Source organism: Tenacibaculum sp. 190524A02b, from assembly GCF_964036645.1.
Classification (GTDB): Bacteria; Bacteroidota; Bacteroidia; order Flavobacteriales; family Flavobacteriaceae; genus Polaribacter; species Polaribacter vairaonense.
The window spans coordinates 4362856-4387051 of record NZ_OZ038525.1; the positions used below are offsets into that span (position 1 = coordinate 4362856).

At 41.3% G+C, this 24196-nt stretch carries 1 protein-coding gene; it reads left to right on the forward strand.

The window, feature by feature from the left end; translation table 11 throughout:
• Complete coding sequence (locus tag ABNT65_RS17695) at nucleotides 1-24168, forward strand: gliding motility-associated C-terminal domain-containing protein (RefSeq protein ID WP_348746479.1); 24168 nt, start codon at nucleotides 1-3, stop codon at nucleotides 24166-24168.
• Nucleotides 24169-24196: the final 28 nt, after the last annotated feature.

Genomic DNA, 24196 nt, shown 5'->3' on the forward strand with positions numbered 1-24196 from the left:
ATGAAAGAAAATTACGCTAGAGGTAATAACTTATTGAGTAAGTTAAACTTAATTTTTTATTTATTATTAATCACTGTTTTAGGGGCAAATGCTCAAGTAGTAACTACTTGGGGTGGCTTGTCAGGAACATTGCCTGAAAATGGTTATCAAACAAGTAGTTTATCAGCGGTTGGTGATAATACAACCTATGTAACGGTTGATATTACCAGAGCTAATTCAGCTACCGTTGGAGGCGCAATCAATGCCATTAATCCAACAAGTATACATGCTAATAGTTTTGATAATACCAGAGCTACTGTAGGTGTATCAGGAAATACCTATACCTACACATTTAGTGAGCCAGTACACGTTATATTAAGTTCGCAAGAACATAGTAATTTAGTAAATACAGAAAATATTAAAATTTCTAGCCCAGATGTGGGGGCACTCTTTACGGGTGAAATGTTTGGAGAACAGACAGGGCATTTTATAAATAATAACAATACTTCTGAAGTTCACTTAGGATCTACTGCATTGGTAACTACAGCAGGTACTTATTGGACAGTAGAAAGTAATATGGCTATTACTACGTTATCTGTAGAGTATTATGTTACAAATGCAACAGAAGCGGCGGCAGGTGAACCATTTACAATGAGTTTGGCACCCACACCATTTATAAGGTTAGATGATGATAATTCTACTGGAGCTGGAGGGATAAATATAAATACTACGGCTTGTACAACAGGAACAGAGCCTTTTGATGGTACTGATTTAGTAATTAATGCACCCCATGGTATTCAAAGAGTTGAGTTTAATTTAACCAATGAGCAAAATGTAGGAGAAGAAGAATTATCTGTAGTAATAACTAAACCAGATGTTGTAATAACTGGAAATGGAACTAATACTGTAGTGGCTCTTAATAATAATCCAAGTAGTAATGATTTTGATGACTATGATGAAATTATAGACGAACTATATTATAAAAATACATCAGCAACACCAGAAACTACTACACCTAGAATAGTAGAAGTAGTAATGTATGATCAATTTGGGAATTCATCAATAGTAGCTACAGGAACTATAACACTAACTGAGGCATCTAATTCAGGTAATTCAACAGGCCCTTTAGTGGTTTTTAGTACGGACACTTCTGCTGATTTAACAACGGCTTTAGATGGTTCACAAGATGTGGGTGGAATATGGACGGATGTTGATGGTACTGGAGCTTTAACAGGAAGTGTAGTTGATATAACTTCTCCTGCTATAAATGTAGGGTCGTATACTTTTAGATATGATGTTACTGGTACAGCTCCATGTAATAATGCTTTTACTACAGTAGTGTTAATTGTGTTAGATGGTAATGAGTTAGAAATGAGTTCCTCTACAGCCTGTGCCTATGTAATGACAGAATACACAGATAATACTTTGTCGGTAGGATCAGATGATCCTATTTATATTTTTGATGCACCAGGGAATGCAGGAACACTTACATGTGAAGCAGCGGCAGGAGCAACTTATGATTGGTATGTATACAACTCAACTACCAATTCCTATGATGACTATGATATTGGCTCATCTTCTGCAACACAAACAAACTTACCGGATGGAGGTTACTTAGTTGTTAGGGATGATGCAGGAACTAAGACCGAGGGAAGAGCTTGGGTATGGAACTCTAGTTTAGATGCCAATGCAGGTGCAGATTTAGCAGTGTGTAACGGTAATAGTATTATGATTAATGGAGGAGGTACTGTATTAAATCCTACCTATACATACTATGATCCTGTGAGAAGACCTTTTAAAATAGATGCACTCACAACTTTCTCAGTAACTTTTGATGCTACACATACCTATGTGTCAGATTTAGCATTTTATTTAGTTTCACCTGATGAAGCGGCAACAGTACTATTAGCGCCAAATCAACCAGGTCACGCTTGTAATAGCGGTCAAGATGTAACAAGTTTAACGTTTACTAATGATTTTTCAGGAGGAAATTCAGATTACAACTTGTGTTCAGCATCTACTCCTTTAACAGGCACTTATAACAGATACTATACCCAATATGTACCTACACTTACTGGACCTGTGTCTATTGATGGAAGCTCGTTAATAGGCTATGATGCAGGACAAGGTGGTTGGAAGGTACAGATATATGATTGTGAAAATCAGGATTTTGGTGTTCTAACAGGTGCCACGATTGTTTTTAATGATGGAGCAGGAGATATAAGAACCTATACCAGTGGCTCTATTAGTGTAGCTATAAATGATGATTCTTGTTCAGCAGGAACAGCTTCTATTTATGAAGTGCCGTTTAATCCTGCTCAAGCACAAACAGATAGCTCTATAAGTATTAACCCTAATATAGGTATAGGAATAAGAAGTGTGGGGGGATATGAATGGAGTTTTAGTACCGTTGGTCCAACAGGACCATGGAGTGGGCCTTTTGAAAATGCCTCAACTACACCAACAGTTGCTCCAACAGAAACTACTTGGTATCGAATTCAAATGGATAACGGGTTAGGTTGTTCAACAGAAGATGTGATGCAAATAACAGTAACAGACCCTCCAGATAGTGGTACAGGTACAGATGAGTTTGCTTGTGCAGGAGATGCAGTTATAAATTTAAATACATTAATTACGGGAGCTGGAACAGGTTCTTGGACGGTATCAGGAAGTTCCCCCGATAATCCTGGAGCAGATTTTAGTGCAGGAGCAGGCACTTATGATCCTACTACTGGAGGAACTTATATTTTTGATTATACAGTGAATGCTGTTTCACCATGTACAGTAAACGCGGTAACATCAGTAACCGTTTCAGTACAGGCAGCACCTAATGCGGGTACAAATACAACAATAACTGGTGTAATTAATCCATCTGAGGTTGTAGATTTATTTAATAATCTATCTGGTTCTCCAGATACTGGGGGAACTTGGAGTTTGAATGTAGGCTCTGATCCACCTGGAGCTAATTATGTTCAAGGAGCAGGAACATTGGATACTAACGGACTAGCAGTAGGTACGTATATTTTTGACTATACAGTAATAAATTGTACAGTTGCTACATCAACTTTAACTGTAAATGTAGTTTTAGATTCAGATGGAGTTGATTTAGCTGTTGAGAATGGAGCGCCTAATGGTGGAGATGGGAACAATGATGGAATACCAGACGGGGAACAATCAAGTGTAGCTTCTTTGCCTGTTGTAGGGGGGAGTTATGTTACACTTGAGATAACCTCTCCAAATATGGGAGAAAACTGTAATCAGATAACTGCGGTAACATTAGTTAATGAGTCTGACTTAGCTTCTGAAGATGCAGATTATCAATACCCTTTTGGTTTAATAGATTTTTCGCTAGCATGTGCTAATAATGGAGAGACAGCTCAAGTAAAATATTATTGGTATGGAATATCAGCGCTTGATGCTTTAGATGCTTATAGAAAGTATGGGCCATCAACAGCTGGAGGTGTAGATTTTAATTACAGAAGTGATTTAATACCAGTCTCTCAACAAATAGAAACTGTTAACGGAACTAATGTTTTTACGGTAATATATAATTTAACAGATGATGCAGTAGGTGACGATAATACAGAGATAGCTGGGGTAATTGAAGATCCTACTGGTCCAGCTATTATAGTAGACGTTGATGGAGATGGTATAGGAAATACAGCGGATTTAGATGATGATAATGATGGGATTATTGATACAGTAGAAGGGTGTTTGATTGGTTTAGGATTAACCCCAGATGGAATATTAGATGTTACTCCACCTTCAGGAGTTTGGGAAGTATTGTTTTATGGTGGTCATTTTGGAGTAGTTAATGCAGTTAATCCATTTGATCAAGTTTCTCGTGATGAAAATGGTAGTCCTGGAACTCCAACCTTGTATGGTGAAGGTTACACAGCTGAAGGACAAGCAACATATGTTTTTAATGATACAAATATTGATAATTCAATTCCAGAAGACCCAATAGCAAGTATTATAGCTAGCGGAGTGAACTTTTTAACAAGTCCTTCATATGTTGTTGGTACTTCAGGTACTTATAGTATAATCTATAAAAGAACAATGATTTCTTCAGGGACTTTAATCGTAGGTAAACCTGGAGAATACTTTGATGATTTTGCTGAAGTTTTCGTTAATGGGGTTTTAGAAGATTCAATAAATTCGTTTACAGGTAGTTTACCTGCAGCTGATGTAATTAGTGTTAATGTGAGTGCTGGGGATGAAGTAGAAGTTAGATTGACAAATGGAGCTTCTCTAGGTGGATTTCAGGTTACATTTGATACTTCATTTGATGCAGATGATGATTTAGATGGAATACCTAACTGTTTAGATTTAGATAGTGATAATGATGGAATTTATGATGTAGTAGAAGCTGGGGGAACGGATAATGATAATGATGGACTTCATGATGATGATGATAACAATACAGATAATACAGCAAGTAATGGTATTCCGTCACTAGCAGGTACAGGGATAACACCCACCGATACTGGTGGAGATGGTAGTTTTGATTACTTGAACTTAGACAGTGATGGTGATGGGTGTAGTGATGCCAATGAAGCCTATGGAAGTGCTACTGCAGATGGAGGAGACACAGGTGTTTTAGGGTCTGATCCAGCTACAGTAAATTCGGTCAATGGATTAGTTACTTCGGTAGTTGCAGGGATTACAAATTATACAGATCCAGTAAATACAGATTATCAAACTGTAGGGCCAGATGCAGATGGTGATGGAACACCAGATGCATGTGATACCTCCTTTGATGATATAGATGGAGATGGCATCGGTGATGCAGTTGATTTAGATGATGATAATGATGGAATTCCAGATTTAACAGAATGTCCTAGTGGCGTAACACAAATAACCACTTCTAATAGTTTAATAGCAAATGGAGATTTTAATGGGAACTATGTAGATGCTAATGATCAAGGAACTCCATATTTAACGGGTTCTATAGCATTTTTTGATCCAGGTAACCCTCTTATACCATGGACTATAAACAGTACGCCAGATCGTTCATCGGATACAGAAATTAATTTTAACGGTGTTAATTTAAATAGAACAGATTTAGCAGGGTTTGCCTCTTCACCTGCAGGAGGATCTTTTGCAGGGTTTAGAACGACTTCTGTAGATGAGGGAATGTATAATATGCTTGTAATTAATGATCCCAATCAAGAAATGATCATTCAATTCTATTATACAGAATATACAGATCCATTCCCAGGTACTACTACAGCCTCAGTTCCCGCTAATGATCCAGCGGTTAGTGTTGGATTTAGAATAGATGCAACAACACCTTCTAACGGACAATTAATTTCAAGTATAGATAATTTGAGTATGTCAGGAGGTACACAAGGAACTTGGGAGCTTAGAAGGATTGTGTTTACACCTTCTAATCATGGTATAACTGTTGCCGGTTCTTATAACTTCTTCCTAGGTTCACAGTCTTCTGCAAGTGTTACTTGGGCTTTTGTTGATGGTATCGTAGTGCTGGAGTCTAGTAGTCTTTGTGATACGGATTCTGATGGAATACCAGATTATTTAGACTTAGATTCGGATAACGATGGGATTTATGATGTAATAGAAACCGGAGGAACGGATGCTAATAATGATGGTATTGCAGATGGAGTTGTAGGAACTTCTGGAGGAACAGCAGGTATCCCAGCTACTGCAGGAACAGGAGTAACTAGTCCTGTAGATAGTGATAGTGGAACAGATCCTAATACTCCAGATTATATAGATACCGATAGTGACGGTGATGGATGTAGTGATGCAAATGAAGCTTTTGCAAGTGCAACAGCCGATGGAGGAGATGGAGAGCAGTATGGTACAGGTGACCCACTAACTTTAACAGAGGGAGAAGTAAACGTTAATGGAGTGGTATTAGCAGCAGATTACAGTACAGGAACCAATACAGATGTCACTACAGCAGGTCCAGATATCGATGCAGATGGAGTAGCGGCGGTTTGTGATTTAGATGATGATGGTGATGGAAACCCAGATGCTACAGATCCTAACCCATTAGTAGCTACAGTTGCAGATGATACAGCGACTACCGATTCAGGAGTAGCAGTTGTGACTAATGTTTTAAGTAATGATGATTATGTAGGCGAAACAGATCCAGCGAAATTAGCAGGAACCACCACTACGTTAACCCAGACAGGAGGAACAGCAGCAGGAGTAGTTGTTATCGATGCCAATACAGGAGAGATAACGTATACCCCAACAGCGTCAGAAGCCGGAACCGATGTAACAATTGTTTATGAGGTTTGTAGTGACGACGGAGTGAATGCTCCAATATGTCAAACCGCAACCTTAACCATTACTGTAACTGGAATAGATAGTGATGGCGATGGAGTGGTTGATGCCCAAGATTTAGATGATGATAACGATGGAATATTAGATACCGCAGAAGCCAATGGCCAACCAGACCCAAGTGCTGATGCTGACAATGATGGAACACCAAACTATTTAGACCCAGATTTAGCAGGTTTTGTAGATGCTAACTCAGATGGAGTAAATGATAATTATGATGCCGATGGCGATGGCGTACCAAACCATTTCGATTTAGATTCGGATAACGATGGAATTTACGATGTAGTAGAAACAGGCGGAACAGATGCCGATGGAAATGGAACAGCCGATGATACTGATGGAGATACTACCAATAATAATGGTATCCCAAATACAGCAGGAACAGGAGTTGCTAGTCCAACAGATAGTGATAGTGGGACAGATCCAAACAGTCCAGACTTCTTAGATACCGATAGTGATGGCGATGGCTGTAATGATGCAAACGAAGCCTTTGGAAGCAGTACAGCCGATGGAGGAGACGGAGCACAGTATGGCACAGGAGACCCATTAACATTAGGAGAAGGAGAAGTGAATGCCAATGGAACAGTATCAGCAGCGGATTATAGTACTGGTACTAATGCTGATGTAGCTACAGCAGGAGTAGATTTAGATGCGGATGGATTAATAGGAGCCTGTGATTTAGATGAAGACGGAGATGGAGCACCAGACACAACAGATCCAAATATAACGACCCCAGTAGCACAAGATGATAGTGGAGCTGCAACTGTAGGAAGTAGCACAACGATAAATATTTTAGCAAATGATGATTACTTACCAACAAGTGATCCTGCTAACTTAGGAATAACAACCTTAACAGATTTAGGAACAGGAACGGCTACAGGAACGGTAAGTTTAGATCCTTCTACAGGAGAGTTAGTTTATACGCCATCTTTAAGTGAGAATGGAGACGTAACCATTAATTATCAGGTATGTAATGATGTGGCGCCAGCAGGCTCAGGGCCAGAAGATATCTGTGCAACGGCAACAGTAACGATCACCGTAACTGGAACCGATAGTGATGGCGATGGTGTAGCAGATGCTGTGGACTTAGATGATGATAACGATGGAATATTAGATACCGCAGAAGCCAATGGCCAACCAGATCCAAGTGCTGATGCTGACAATGATGGAACACCAAACTATTTAGACCCAGATTTAGCAGGTTTTGTAGATGCTAACTCAGATGGAGTAAATGATAATTATGATGCTGATGGCGATGGCGTACCAAACCATTTCGATTTAGATTCGGATAATGATGGAATTTACGATGTAGTAGAAACAGGCGGAACAGATGCTGACGGAAATGGAACAGCCGATGATACTGATGGAGATACTACCAATAATAATGGTATCCCAAGTACGGCAGGAACAGGAGTTGCTAGTCCAACAGATAGTGATAGTGGGACAGATCCAAACAGTCCAGACTTTTTAGACACCGATAGTGATGGAGACGGTTGTAATGATGCAGACGAAGCCTTTGGAGATCCAGCAACGGATGCGGATGATAACGGAACGTATGGCACAGGTACTTTAGTATTAGGATCAGGAGTAGATGCCGATGGAACAGTAACCGCAGCGGATTACAGTACAGGTACCAATACAGATGTCACTACAACAGGTCCAGATATCGATGGAGATGGAACAGCGGCGGTTTGTGATTTAGATGATGATGGTGATGGAAACCCAGATGCTACAGATCCTAACCCATTAGTAGCTACAGTTGCAGATGATACAGCGACTACCGATTCAGGAGTAGCAGTTGTGACTAATGTATTAAGTAATGATGATTATGTAGGCGAAACAGATCCAGCGAAATTAGCAGGAACCACCACTACATTAACCCAGACAGGAGGAACAGCATCAGGAGTAGTTGTTATCGATGCCAATACAGGAGAGATAACGTATACCCCAACAGCGTCAGAAGCCGGAACCGATGTAACAATTATTTATGAGGTTTGTAGTGACGATGGAGTGAATGCTCCAATATGTCAAACCGCAACTTTGACCATTACTGTAACTGGAACCGATAGTGATGGAGATGGAGTGGTTGATGCCCAAGATTTAGATGATGATAACGATGGAATATTAGATACCACAGAAGCCAATGGCCAACCAGATCCAAGTGCTGATGCTGACAATGATGGAACACCAAACTATTTAGACCCAGATTTAGCAGGTTTTGTAGATGCTAACTCAGATGGAGTAAATGATAATTATGATGCTGATGGCGATGGCGTACCAAACCATTTCGATTTAGATTCGGATAACGATGGAATTTACGATGTAGTAGAAACAGGCGGAACAGATGCTGACGGAAATGGAACAGCCGATGATACCGATGGAGATACTACCAATAATAATGGTATCCCAAGTACGGCAGGAACAGGAGTTGCTACCCCAACAGATAGTGATAGTGGAACGGATCCAAACAGTCCAGACTTTTTAGACACCGATAGTGATGGAGACGGTTGTAATGATGCAGACGAAGCCTTTGGTGACCCAGCAACGGATGCGGATGATAACGGAACGTATGGCACAGGTACTTTAGTATTAGGATCAGGAGTAGATGCCGATGGAACAGTAACCGCAGCGGATTACAGTACAGGTACCAATACAGATGTCACTACAACAGGTCCAGATATCGATGGAGATGGAACAGAGGCGGTTTGTGATTTAGATGATGATGGTGATGGAAACCCAGATGCTACAGATCCTAACCCATTAGTAGCTACAGTTGCAGATGATACAGCGACTACCGATTCAGGAGTAGCAGTTGTGACTAATGTATTAAGTAATGATGATTATGTAGGCGAAACAGATCCAGCGAAATTAGCAGGAACCACCACTACGTTAACCCAGACAGGAGGAACAGCAGCAGGAGTAGTTGTTATCGATGCCAATACAGGAGAGATAACATATACCCCAACAGCATCAGAAGCCGGAACCGATGTAACAATTGTTTATGAGGTTTGTAGTGACGACGGAGTGAATGCTCCAATATGTCAAACCGCAACCTTAACCATTACTGTAACTGGAATAGATAGTGATGGCGATGGAGTGGTTGATGCCCAAGATTTAGATGATGATAACGATGGAATATTAGATACCGCAGAAGCCAATGGCCAACCAGACCCAAGTGCTGATGCTGACAATGATGGAACACCAAACTATTTAGACCCAGATTTAGCAGGTTTTGTAGATGCTAACTCAGATGGAGTAAATGATAATTATGATGCCGATGGCGATGGCGTACCAAACCATTTCGATTTAGATTCGGATAACGATGGAATTTACGATGTAGTAGAAACAGGCGGAACAGATGCCGATGGAAATGGAACAGCCGATGATACTGATGGAGATACTACCAATAATAATGGTATCCCAAATACAGCAGGAACAGGAGTTGCTAGTCCAACAGATAGTGATAGTGGGACAGATCCAAACAGTCCAGACTTCTTAGATACCGATAGTGATGGCGATGGCTGTAATGATGCAAACGAAGCCTTTGGAAGCAGTACAGCCGATGGAGGAGACGGAGCACAGTATGGCACAGGAGACCCATTAACATTAGGAGAAGGAGAAGTGAATGCCAATGGAACAGTATCAGCAGCGGATTATAGTACTGGTACTAATGCTGATGTAGCTACAGCAGGAGTAGATTTAGATGCGGATGGATTAATAGGAGCCTGTGATTTAGATGAAGACGGAGATGGAGCACCAGACACAACAGATCCAAATATAACGACCCCAGTAGCACAAGATGATAGTGGAGCTGCAACTGTAGGAAGTAGCACAACGATAAATATTTTAGCAAATGATGATTACTTACCAACCAGTGATCCTGCTAACTTAGGAATAACAACCTTAACAGATTTAGGAACAGGAACGGCTACAGGAACGGTAAGTTTAGATCCTTCTACAGGAGAGTTAGTTTATACGCCATCTTTAAGTGAGAATGGAGACGTAACCATTAATTATCAGGTATGTAATGATGTGGCGCCAGCAGGCTCAGGGCCAGAAGATATCTGTGCAACGGCAACAGTAACGATCACCGTAACTGGAACCGATAGTGATGGCGATGGTGTAGCAGATGCTGTGGACTTAGATGATGATAACGATGGAATATTAGATACCGCAGAAGCCAATGGCCAACCAGATCCAAGTGCTGATGCTGACAATGATGGAACACCAAACTATTTAGACCCAGATTTAGCAGGTTTTGTAGATGCTAACTCAGATGGGGTAAATGATAATTATGATGCTGATGGCGATGGCGTACCAAACCATTTCGATTTAGATTCGGATAATGATGGAATTTACGATGTAGTAGAAACAGGCGGAACAGATGCTGACGGAAATGGAACAGCCGATGATACCGATGGAGATACTACCAATAATAATGGTATCCCAAGTACGGCAGGAACAGGAGTTGCTACCCCAACAGATAGTGATAGCGGAACGGATCCAAACAGTCCAGACTTTTTAGATACCGATAGTGATGGAGACGGTTGTAATGATGCAAACGAAGCCTTTGGTGACCCAGCAACGGATGCGGATGATAACGGAACGTATGGCACAGGTACTTTAGTATTAGGATCAGGAGTAGATGCCGATGGAACAGTAACCGCAGCGGATTACAGTACAGGTACCAATACAGATGTCACTACAGCAGGTCCAGATATCGATGGAGATGGAACAGCGGCGGTTTGTGATTTAGATGATGATGGTGATGGAAACCCAGATGCTACAGATCCTAACCCATTAGTAGCTACAGTTGCAGATGATACAGCGACTACCGATTCAGGAGTAGCAGTTGTGACTAATGTATTAAGTAATGATGATTATGTAGGCGAAACAGATCCAGCGAAATTAGCAGGAACCACCACTACATTAACCCAGACAGGAGGAACAGCAGCAGGAGTAGTTGTTATCGATGTCAATACAGGAGAGATAACGTATACTCCAACAGCGTCAGAAGCCGGAACCGATGTAACAATTGTTTATGAGGTTTGTAGTGACGATGGAGTGAATGCTCCAATATGTCAAACCGCAACTTTGACCATTACTGTAACTGGAACCGATAGTGATGGCGATGGAGTAGTTGATGCCCAAGATTTAGATGATGATAACGATGGAATATTAGATACCGCAGAAGCCAATGGCCAACCAGATCCAAGTGCTGATGCTGACAATGATGGAACACCAAACTATTTAGACCCAGATTTAGCAGGTTTTGTAGATGCTAACTCAGATGGAGTAAATGATAATTATGATGCTGATGGAGATGGAGTGCCAAACCATTTCGATTTAGATTCGGATAACGATGGAATTTACGATGTAGTAGAAACAGTCGGAACAGATGCCGATGGAAATGGAACAGCCGATGATACTGATGGAGATACTACCAATAATAATGGTATCCCAAATACAGCAGGAACAGGAGTTGCTAGTCCAACAGATAGTGATAGTGGGACAGATCCAAACAGTCCAGACTTCTTAGACACCGATAGTGATGGAGACGGTTGTAATGATGCAAACGAAGCCTTTGGAAGCAGTACAGCCGATGGAGGAGACGGAGCACAGTATGGCACAGGAGACCCATTAACATTAGGAGAAGGAGAAGTGAATGCCAATGGAACAGTATCAGCAGCGGATTATAGTACAGGAACGAATGCTGATGTAGCTACAGCAGGAGTAGATTTAGATGCGGATGGATTAATAGGAGCCTGTGATTTAGATGAAGACGGAGATGGAGCACCAGACACAACAGATCCAAATATAACGACCCCAGTAGCACAAGATGATAGTGGAGCTGCAACTGTAGGAAGTAGCACAACGATAAATATTTTAGCAAATGATGATTACTTACCAACCAGTGATCCTGCTAACTTAGGAATAACAACCTTAACAGATTTAGGAACAGGAACGGCTACAGGAACGGTAAGTTTAGATCCTTCTACAGGGGAGTTAGTTTATACGCCATCTTTAAGTGAGCATGGAGACGTAACCATTAATTATCAGGTATGTAATGATGTGGCGCCAGCAGGCTCAGGGCCAGAAGATATCTGTGCAACGGCAACAGTAACGATCACCGTAACTGGAACCGATAGTGATGGCGATGGTGTAGCAGATGCTGTGGACTTAGATGATGATAACGATGGAATATTAGATACCGCAGAAGCCAATGGCCAACCAGATCCAAGTGCTGATGCTGACAATGATGGAATACCAAACTATTTAGACCCAGATTTAGCAGGTTTTGTAGATGCTAACTCAGATGGGGTAAATGATAATTATGATGCTGATGGCGATGGCGTACCAAACCATTTCGATTTAGATTCGGATAATGATGGAATTTACGATGTAGTAGAAACAGGCGGAACAGATGCTGACGGAAATGGAACAGCCGATGATACCGATGGAGATACTACCAATAATAATGGTATCCCAAGTACGGCAGGAACAGGAGTTGCTACCCCAACAGATAGTGATAGCGGAACGGATCCAAACAGTCCAGACTTTTTAGATACCGATAGTGATGGAGACGGTTGTAATGATGCAGACGAAGCCTTTGGTGACCCAGCAACGGATGCGGATGATAACGGAACGTATGGCACAGGTACTTTAGTATTAGGATCAGGAGTAGATGCCGATGGAACAGTAACCGCAGCGGATTACAGTACAGGTACCAATACAGATGTCACTACAGCAGGTCCAGATATCGATGGAGATGGAACAGCGGCGGTTTGTGATTTAGATGATGATGGTGATGGAAACCCAGATGCTACAGATCCTAACCCATTAGTAGCTACAGTTGCAGATGATACAGCGACTACCGATTCAGGAGTAGCAGTTGTGACTAATGTTTTAAGTAATGATGATTATGTAGGCGAAACAGATCCAGCGAAATTAGCAGGAACCACCACTACATTAACCCAGACAGGAGGAACAGCAGCAGGAGTAGTTGTTATCGATGTCAATACAGGAGAGATAACGTATACTCCAACAGCGTCAGAAGCCGGAACCGATGTAACAATTGTTTATGAGGTTTGTAGTGACGATGGAGTGAATGCTCCAATATGTCAAACCGCAACTTTGACCATTACTGTAACTGGAACCGATAGTGATGGCGATGGAGTAGTTGATGCCCAAGATTTAGATGATGATAACGATGGAATATTAGATACAGCAGAAGCCAATGGCCAACCAGATCCAAGTGCTGATGCTGACAATGATGGAACACCAAACTATTTAGACCCAGATTTAGCAGGTTTTGTAGATGCTAACTCAGATGGAGTAAATGATAATTATGATGCCGATGGTGATGGCGTACCAAACCATTTCGATTTAGATTCGGACAACGATGGAATTTACGATGTAGTAGAAACAGTCGGAACAGATGCCGATGGAAATGGAACAGCCGATGATACCGATGGAGATACTACCAATAATAATGGTATCCCAAGTACGGCAGGAACAGGAGTTGCTACTCCAACAGATAGTGATAGTGGAACGGATCCAAACAGTCCAGACTTTTTAGACACCGATAGTGATGGAGACGGTTGTAATGATGCAGACGAAGCCTTTGGTGACCCAGCAACGGATGCGGATGATAACGGAACGTATGGCACAGGTACTTTAGTATTAGGATCAGGAGTAGATGCCGATGGAACAGTAACCGCAGCGGATTACAGTACAGGTACCAATACAGATGTCACTACAGCAGGTCCAGATATCGATGGAGATGGAACAGCGGCGGTTTGTGATTTAGATGATGATGGTGATGGAAACCCAGATGCTACAGATCCTAACCCATTAGTAGCTACAGTTGCAGATGATACAGCGACTACCGATTCAGGAGTAGCAGTTGTGACTAATGTTTTAAGTAATGATGATTATGTAGGCGAAACAGATCCAGCGAAATTAGCAGGAACCACCACTACGTTAACCCAGACAGGAGGAACAGCAGCAGGAGTAGTTGTTATCGATGCCAATACAGGAGAGATAACGTATACCCCAACAGCGTCAGAAGCCGGAACCGATGTAACAATTGTTTATGAGGTTTGTAGTGATGATGGAGTGAATGCTCCAATATGTCAAACCGCAACTTTGACCATTACTGTAACTGGAACCGATAGTGATGGAGATGGATTAGTTGATGCCCAAGATTTAGATGATGATAACGATGGAATATTAGATACCGCAGAAGCCAATGGCCAACCAGATCCAAGTGCTGATGCTGACAATGATGGAACACCAAACTATTTAGACCCAGATTTAGCAGGTTTTGTAGATGCTAACTCAGATGGAGTAAATGATAATTATGATGCTGATGGAGATGGAGTGCCAAACCATTTCGATTTAGATTCGGATAATGATGGAATTTACGATGTAGTAGAAACAGGCGGAACAGATGCTGACGGAAATGGAACAGCCGATGATACTGATGGAGATACTACCAATAATAATGGTATCCCAAGTACGGCAGGAACAGGAGTTGCTAGTCCAACAGATAGTGATAGTGGGACAGATCCAAACAGTCCAGACTTTTTAGACACCGATAGTGATGGAGACGGTTGTAATGATGCAGACGAAGCCTTTGGTGACCCAGCAACGGATGCGGATGATAACGGAACGTATGGCACAGGTACTTTAGTATTAGGATCAGGAGTAGATGCCGATGGAACAGTAACCGCAGCGGATTACAGTACAGGTACCAATACAGATGTCACTACAGCAGGTCCAGATATCGATGGAGATGGAACAGCGGCGGTTTGTGATTTAGATGATGATGGTGATGGAAACCCAGATGCTACAGATCCTAACCCATTAGTAGCTACAGTTGCAGATGATACAGCGACTACCGATTCAGGAGTAGCAGTTGTGACTAATGTATTAAGTAATGATGATTATGTAGGCGAAACAGATCCAGCGAAATTAGCAGGAACCACCACTACATTAACCCAGACAGGAGGAACAGCAGCAGGAGTAGTTGTTATCGATGCCAATACAGGAGAGATAACATATACCCCAACAGCATCAGAAGCCGGAACCGATGTAACAATTGTTTATGAGGTTTGTAGTGACGATGGAGTGAATGCTCCAATATGTCAAACCGCAACCTTAACCATTACTGTAACTGGAACCGATAGTGATGGCGATGGAGTGGTTGATGCCCAAGATTTAGATGATGATAACGATGGAATATTAGATACCGCAGAAGCCAATGGCCAACCAGACCCAAGTGCTGATGCTGACAATGATGGAACACCAAACTATTTAGACCCAGATTTAGCAGGTTTTGTAGATGCTAACTCAGATGGAGTAAATGATAATTATGATGCTGATGGCGATGGCATACCAAACCATTTCGATTTAGATTCGGATAACGATGGAATTTACGATGTAGTAGAAACAGGCGGAACAGATGCCGATGGAAATGGAACAGCCGATGATACTGATGGAGATACTACCAATAATAATGGTATCCCAAATACAGCAGGAACAGGAGTTGCTACTCCAACAGATAGTGATAGCGGAACGGATCCAAACAGTCCAGACTTCTTAGATACCGATAGTGATGGCGATGGCTGTAATGATGCAAACGAAGCCTTTGGAAGCAGTACAGCCGATGGAGGAGACGGAGCACAGTATGGCACAGGTACTTTAGTATTAGGATCAGGAGTAGATGCCGATGGAACAGTAACCGCGGCAGATTATACAGTAGGTACCAATACAGATGTCACTACAGCAGGTCCAGATATCGATGGAGATGGAACAGCGGCGGTTTGTGATTTAGATGATGATGGTGATGGAAACCCAGATGCTACAGATCCTAACCCATTAGTAGCTACAGTTGCAGATGATACAGCGACTACCGATTCAGGAGTAGCAGTTGTGACTAATGTTTTAAGTAATGATGATTATGTAGGCGAAACAGATCCAGCGAAATTAGCAGGAACCACCACTACGTTAACCCAGACAGGAGGAACAGCAGCAGGAGTAGTTGTTATCGATGCCAATACAGGAGAGATAACATATACCCCAACAGCATCAGAAGCCGGAACCGATGTAACAATTATTTATGAGGTTTGTAGTGATGATGGAGTGAATGCTCCAATATGTCAAACCGCAACTTTGACCATTACTGTAACTGGAACCGATAGTGATGGCGATGGAGTAGTTGATGCCCAAGATTTAGATGATGATAACGATGGAATATTAGATACCGCAGAAGCCAATGGCCAACCAGATCCAAGTGCTGATGCTGACAATGATGGAACACCAAACTATTTAGACCCAGATTTAGCAGGTTTTGTAGATGCTAACTCAGATGGAGTAAATGATAATTATGATGCTGATGGCGATGGCGTACCAAACCATCTCGATTTAGATTCGGATAATGATGGAATTTACGATGTAGTAGAAACAGGCGGAACAGATGCCGATGGAAATGGAACAGCCGATGATACTGATGGAGATACTACCAATAATAATGGTATCCCAAATACAGCAGGAACAGGAGTTGCTACTCCAACAGATAGTGATAGCGGAACGGATCCAAACAGTCCAGACTTCTTAGATACCGATAGTGATGGCGATGGCTGTAATGATGCAAACGAAGCCTTTGGAAGCAGTACAGCCGATGGAGGAGACGGAGCACAGTATGGCACAGGAGACCCATTAACATTAGGAGAAGGAGAAGTGAATGCCAATGGAACAGTATCAGCAGCGGATTATAGTACTGGTACTAATGCTGATGTAACTACAGCAGGAGTAGATTTAGATGCGGATGGATTAATAGGAGCCTGTGATTTAGATGAAGACGGAGATGGAGCACCAGACACAACAGATCCAAATATAACGACCCCAGTAGCACAAGATGATAGTGGAGCTGCAACTGTAGGAAGTAGCACAACGATAAATATTTTAGCAAATGATGATTACTTACCAACCAGTGATCCTGCTAACTTAGGAATAACAACCTTAACAGATTTAGGAACAGGAACGGCTACAGGAACGGTAAGTTTAGATCCTTCTACAGGGGAGTTAGTTTATACGCCATCTTTAAGTGAGCATGGAGACGTAACCATTAATTATCAGGTATGTAATGATGTGGCGCCAGCAGGCTCAGGGCCAGAAGATATCTGTGCAACGGCAACAATAACGATCACCGTAACTGGAACCGATAGTGATGGCGATGGTGTAGCAGATGCTGTGGACTTAGATGATGATAACGATGGAATATTAGATACCGCAGAAGCCAATGGCCAACCAGATCCAAGTGCTGATGCTGACAATGATGGAACACCAAACTATTTAGACCCAGATTTAGCAGGTTTTGTAGATGCTAACTCAGATGGAGTAAATGATAATTATGATGCCGATGGTGATGGAGTACCAAACCATTTCGATTTAGATTCGGATAATGATGGAATTTACGATGTAGTAGAAACAGGCGGAACAGATGCCGATGGAAACGGAACAGCCGATGATACCGATGGAGATACTACCAATAATAATGGTATCCCAAGTACGGCAGGAACAGGAGTTGCTACCCCAACAGATAGTGATAGCGGAACGGATCCAAACAGTCCAGACTTTTTAGACACCGACAGTGATGGAGACGGTTGTAACGATGCAGACGAAGCCTTTGGTGACCCAGCAACGGATGCGGATGATAACGGAACGTATGGCACAGGTACTTTAGTATTAGGGTCAGGAGTAGACGCCGATGGAACAGTAAGCGCGGCAGATTATACAGTAGGAACCAATACAGATGTCACTACAGTAGGTCCAGATATCGATGGAGATGGAACAGCGGCGGTTTGTGATTTAGATGATGATGGTGATGGAAACCCAGATGCTACAGATCCTAACCCATTAGTAGCTACAGTAGCAGATGATACAGCGACTACCGATTCAGGAGTAGCAGTTGTGACTAATGTTTTAAGTAATGATGATTATGTAGGCGAAACAGATCCAGCGAAATTAGCAGGAACCACCACTACATTAACCCAGACAGGAGGAACAGCAGCAGGAGTAGTTGTTATCGATGTCAATACAGGAGAGATAACGTATACTCCAACAGCGTCAGAAGCCGGAACCGATGTAACAATTATTTATGAGGTTTGTAGTGACGATGGAGTGAATGCTCCAATATGTCAAACCGCAACTTTGACCATTACTGTAACTGGAACCGATAGTGATGGCGATGGAGTGGTTGATGCCCAAGATTTAGATGATGATAACGATGGAATATTAGATACCGCAGAAGCCAATGGCCAACCAGATCCAAGTGCTGATGCTGACAATGATGGAACACCAAACTATTTAGACCCAGATTTAGCAGGTTTTGTAGATGCTAACTCAGATGGAGTAAATGATAATTATGATGCCGATGGTGATGGCGTGCCAAACCATTTCGATTTAGATTCGGATAACGATGGAATTTACGATGTAGTAGAAACAGGCGGAACAGATGCCGATGGAAATGGAACAGCCGATGATACTGATGGAGATACTACCAATAATAATGGTATCCCAAATACAGCAGGAACAGGAGTTGCTACTCCAACAGATAGTGATAGCGGAACGGATCCAAACAGTCCAGACTTCTTAGATACCGATAGTGATGGCGATGGCTGTAATGATGCAAACGAAGCCTTTGGAAGCAGTACAGCCGATGGAGGAGACGGAGCACAGTATGGCACAGGAGACCCATTAACATTAGGAGAAGGAGAAGTGAATGCCAATGGAACAGTATCAGCAGCGGATTATAGTACTGGTACTAATGCTGATGTAACTACAGCAGGAGTAGATTTAGATGCGGATGGATTAATAGGAGCCTGTGATTTAGATGAAGACGGAGATGGAGCACCAGACACAACAGATCCAAATATAACGACCCCAGTAGCACAAGATGATAGTGGAGCTGCAACTGTAGGAAGTAGCACAACGATAAATATTTTAGCAAATGATGATTACTTACCAACCAGTGATCCTGCTAACTTAGGAATAACAACCTTAACAGATTTAGGAACAGGAACGGCTACAGGAACGGTAAGTTTAGATCCTTCTACAGGGGAGTTAGTTTATACGCCATCTTTAAGTGAGCATGGAGACGTAACCATTAATTATCAGGTATGTAATGATGTGGCGCCAGCAGGCTCAGGGCCAGAAGATATCTGTGCAACGGCAACAGTAACGATCACCGTAACTGGAACCGATAGTGATGGCGATGGTGTAGCAGATGCTGTGGACTTAGATGATGATAACGATGGAATATTAGATACCGCAGAAGCCAATGGCCAACCAGATCCAAGTGCTGATGCTGACAATGATGGAACACCAAACTATTTAGACCCAGATTTAGCAGGTTTTGTAGATGCTAACTCAGATGGAGTAAATGATAATTATGATGCCGATGGTGATGGAGTACCAAACCATTTCGATTTAGATTCGGATAACGATGGAATTTACGATGTAGTAGAAACAGGCGGAACAGATGCCGATGGAAATGGAACAGCTGATGATACTGATGGAGATACTACCAATAATAATGGTATCCCAAATACAGCAGGAACAGGAGTTGCCACCCCAACAGATAGTGATAGCGGAACGGATCCAAACAGTCCAGACTTCTTAGATACCGATAGTGATGGCGACGGTTGTAATGATGCGAACGAAGCCTTTGGAAGCAGTACAGCCGATGGAGGAGACGGAGCACAGTATGGCACAGGAGACCCATTAACATTAGGAGAAGGAGAAGTGAATGCCAATGGAACAGTATCAGCAGCGGATTATAGTACAGGAACGAATGCTGATGTAACTACAGCAGGAGTAGATTTAGATGCGGATGGATTAATAGGAGCCTGCGATTTAGATAATGATGGAGATGGAGTAGAAGATGCACAAGAAGTTACAGATGGAACGGATCCAAATGATGTATGTGATTACTTAGCTACTAGTCAGATATTAGCAAATGTAGCAGCTACATGGAATACTTCAGATTGCGACAGTGATGGATTGACAAATGGAGAGGAAGCAACAGGAATTGATGATCCTAGTACATTAGCAGATCCAAATGGAAATACAACTGATCCTCAAAATCCAGATACCGATGGAGATGGAGTAACTGATGGAACAGAAGCAACAGATGGCACAGATCCAAATGATCCATGTGATTATTTAGCTACAAGTCAAGTTTTATCAAATGTGGAAGCAGGATGGAATACATCAGATTGTGATGGGGATGGCGTGACAAACCAGCAAGAAATAGCAGATGGTACAAATCCACAAGATTCTTGTGATTATAATGCAGTCAATCAAAATGTAAGTATTGTTACAGGAGCTTGGAATAGTGTAGATTGCGACAGTGATGGATTGACAAATGGAGAGGAAGTAACAGGAGTTGATGATCCAAGTACTATATCAGATCCTAATGGTAATATAACAGATCCACAAGACCCAGATACCGATGGAGATGGAGTAACAGATGGAGTAGAGGCAACAGATGGTACAGATCCAAATGATCCATGTGATTATTTAGCTACTAGTCAGGTTATAGCTAATGTAGAAGCAGCATGGAATGATGCAGATTGTGATTCTGATGGATTAACCAATGCAGAAGAGACAACCGGAATAGATGACCCAACAACACTAATAAATCCAAGTGGTAATATAACAGATCCAATGGATTCAGATACTGATGGAGATGGAGTAACAGATGGTCAAGAAGCAACGGATGGGACAAATCCAAATGATTTATGTGATTATGAAGCAGCAAGTCAGGTTTTAGCAAATGTAGAAGCAGCATGGAATGATGCAGATTGTGATTCTGATGGATTGAATAATGAGGAAGAAGCAACCGGAATAGATGATCCAACAACACCAATAAATCCAAATGGAAATACAACAGACCCACAAGATCCAGATACCGATGGAGATGGAGTAACAGATGGAGTAGAGGCAACAGATGGCACAGATCCAAATGATCCATGTGATTATTTAGCTACGAGTCAAGTTATAGCAAATGTAGAAGCAGGTTGGAGTAGTGCAGATTGTGATTCTGATGGCTTAACCAATGCAGAAGAGACAACTGGAATAGATGATCCAACAACACCAATAAATCCAAGTGGTAATATAACAGATCCAATGGATCCAGATACTGATGGAGATGGAGTAACAGATGGTCAAGAAGCAACAGATGGGACAAATCCAAATGATTTATGTGATTATGAAGCAGCAAGTCAGGTTTTAGCAAATGTAGAAGCAGCATGGAATGATGCAGATTGTGATTCTGATGGATTGAATAATGAGGAGGAAGCAACCGGAATTGATGATCCAACCACACCGATAGATCCAAATGGAAATACAACAGACCCACAAGATCCAGATACTGATGGAGATGGGGTAACAGATGGAGTAGAAGCAACAGATGGTACAAATCCAAATGATCCATGTGATTATTTAGCTACGAGTCAGGTTATAGCAAATGTAGAAGCAGCATGGAATACATCAGATTGTGATTCTGATGGCTTAACTAATGCAGAAGAGACAACCGGAATAGATGACCCAACAACACCAATAAATCCAAGTGGTAATATAACAGATCCAATGGATCCAGATACTGATGGAGATGGAGTAACAGATGGTCAAGAAGCAACGGATGGTACAAATCCAAATGATTTATGTGATTATGAAACTGCAAGTCAGATTTTAGCAAATGTGGAAGCGGCATGGAATGATGCAGATTGTGATAGTGATGGATTGAATAACGAAGAGGAAGCAACAGGAATTGATGATCCAACGACACCGATAGATCCAAATGGAAATACAACAGACCCACAAGATTCAGATACTGATGGAGATGGAGTAACAGATGGAGTAGAAGCAACAGATGGGACAAATCCAAACGACCCTTGTGATTATTTATTAAGTAGTCAAGATATAACTCAAGTAGAGGATAGTTGGATTACCACAGATTGTGATAATGATGGATTGACTAATAACGAAGAGATCACAGGAATAGATGATCCAACGACACCGATAGATCCAAATGGAAATACAACAGATCCCCAGGATCCAGATACCGATGGAGATGGAGTGATTGATGGCGTGGAAGCAACAGATGGAACGGATCCAAATGACTTATGTAATTATCAAGCATCTAGTCAAGATTTAAATATAGTTGATGCTATATGGAGCGAGACAGATTGTGATAGTGATGGATTAAATAACGGAGAGGAAACTACAGGTGTTGATGATCCTGATACTACAGCAGATCCTAATGGAGTAACAACGGATCCACAAGATTCAGATACTGATGGAGATGGAAATTCTGATACAACTGATCCAAATGCAAATACGCCTACTGCAACAGATGATGTTGGAATTGTTGAATTAGGAGAGTCAGTAACCATTAATATCTTAGCAAATGATGATTACTTACCTAATAATGATACTACAAATCTAGGTGAAACAACGATTACTAATACAGGTAATGGTACGGCAACAGGAACAGCAATATTTAATCCAGATACAGGAGAATTGTTATATACACCATTAGGAACAGAAGCAGGACAAACTGTTACTATAGAATATGAGGTATGTAATAATGAGTCAGGAACACTCGTTTGTGATACAGCAGTAGTAACAATTACTATTTCTGATGAAAATGATAACGATGGTATTTCTAATGCAAATGATATTGATGATGATAATGATGGAATACTAGATGTAGATGAATCACCAAATGGAGTAGATCCAGATACAGATACTGATGGTGATGGAGTGCCATTGTATTTAGATGATGATGATAATGATAATACTATTGGAAATAATGATGGTATGGTAGAGAATGGTTTTGATACTGATGGAGACGGTGTAGCGAATCATCTTGATCTTGATACGGATGATGATGGAATTCCAGATAACGTTGAAGCTCAAGGAACAAGTAATTATATTGCGCCAACAGGAGACGATACGGATGGAGATGGACTAGATGATGCTTATGATCCAGATCTAGGAGGAAACCCATTAACACCAATAGATACAGATGGAGATAGCATACCAGATTATTTAGATGCTGATTCTGATAATGATGGCGTTTTAGATACTATTGAAGCTTTTGATACAAATGGAGATGGAATAGCTGATATTATACCAGTGAGAACAGATATAGATGGAGATGGTTTAGATGATGCTTTTGAAGGAACAAACTTAAATGATGGTTACGATTCAAATGATAATTTAGATAATGGAGCTAGTGATACAAATAACTCAGATGGCACTGATGAACCTGATTTTAGGGATTTAGATGATGATAATGATGGAGTTAATACAGTAAATGAAGATGTAGATGAAGATGGAAATCCAACAGATGATGATACAGACAATGATGACAATCCAAATTACTTAGATATTGATGATGATGGAGATGGAGTAAATACTGTTGATGAAAACCCTGATCCAAATTCAGATGGAAACCCTGATGATGCACAAGATAGTGATGGAGATGGAACACCTGATTACCTAGATACAAGTAATGGAGTTACAGAGTATAACATTTTAACGCCAAACGGAGATGGAGATAATGATACATTTGTTATAGAGGGAATTGAATATTATCCTAATAACTCTTTAGAAATATTTAATAGATGGGGTAATACAGTGTACAAAAAAGAGAATTATGACAATTCTTGGGATGGAACTTCTGAAGGTAGAATTAATGTTCAAGTAGATGAAAAATTACCAACAGGAACGTATTATTATGTCCTTGATTTAGGAGATGGGTCTAAACCAAAAGTAGGATGGATATATATAAATAGAGATTAAAATTATAAATTTGAAGAAAATTAGTAAA

What these genes read in the sequence shown, in the direction of transcription:
- ABNT65_RS17695 (WP_348746479.1), top strand. Translation starts at nt 1, where the DNA reads ATGAAAGAAAATTACGCTAGAGGTAATAACTTATTGAGTAAGTTAAAC.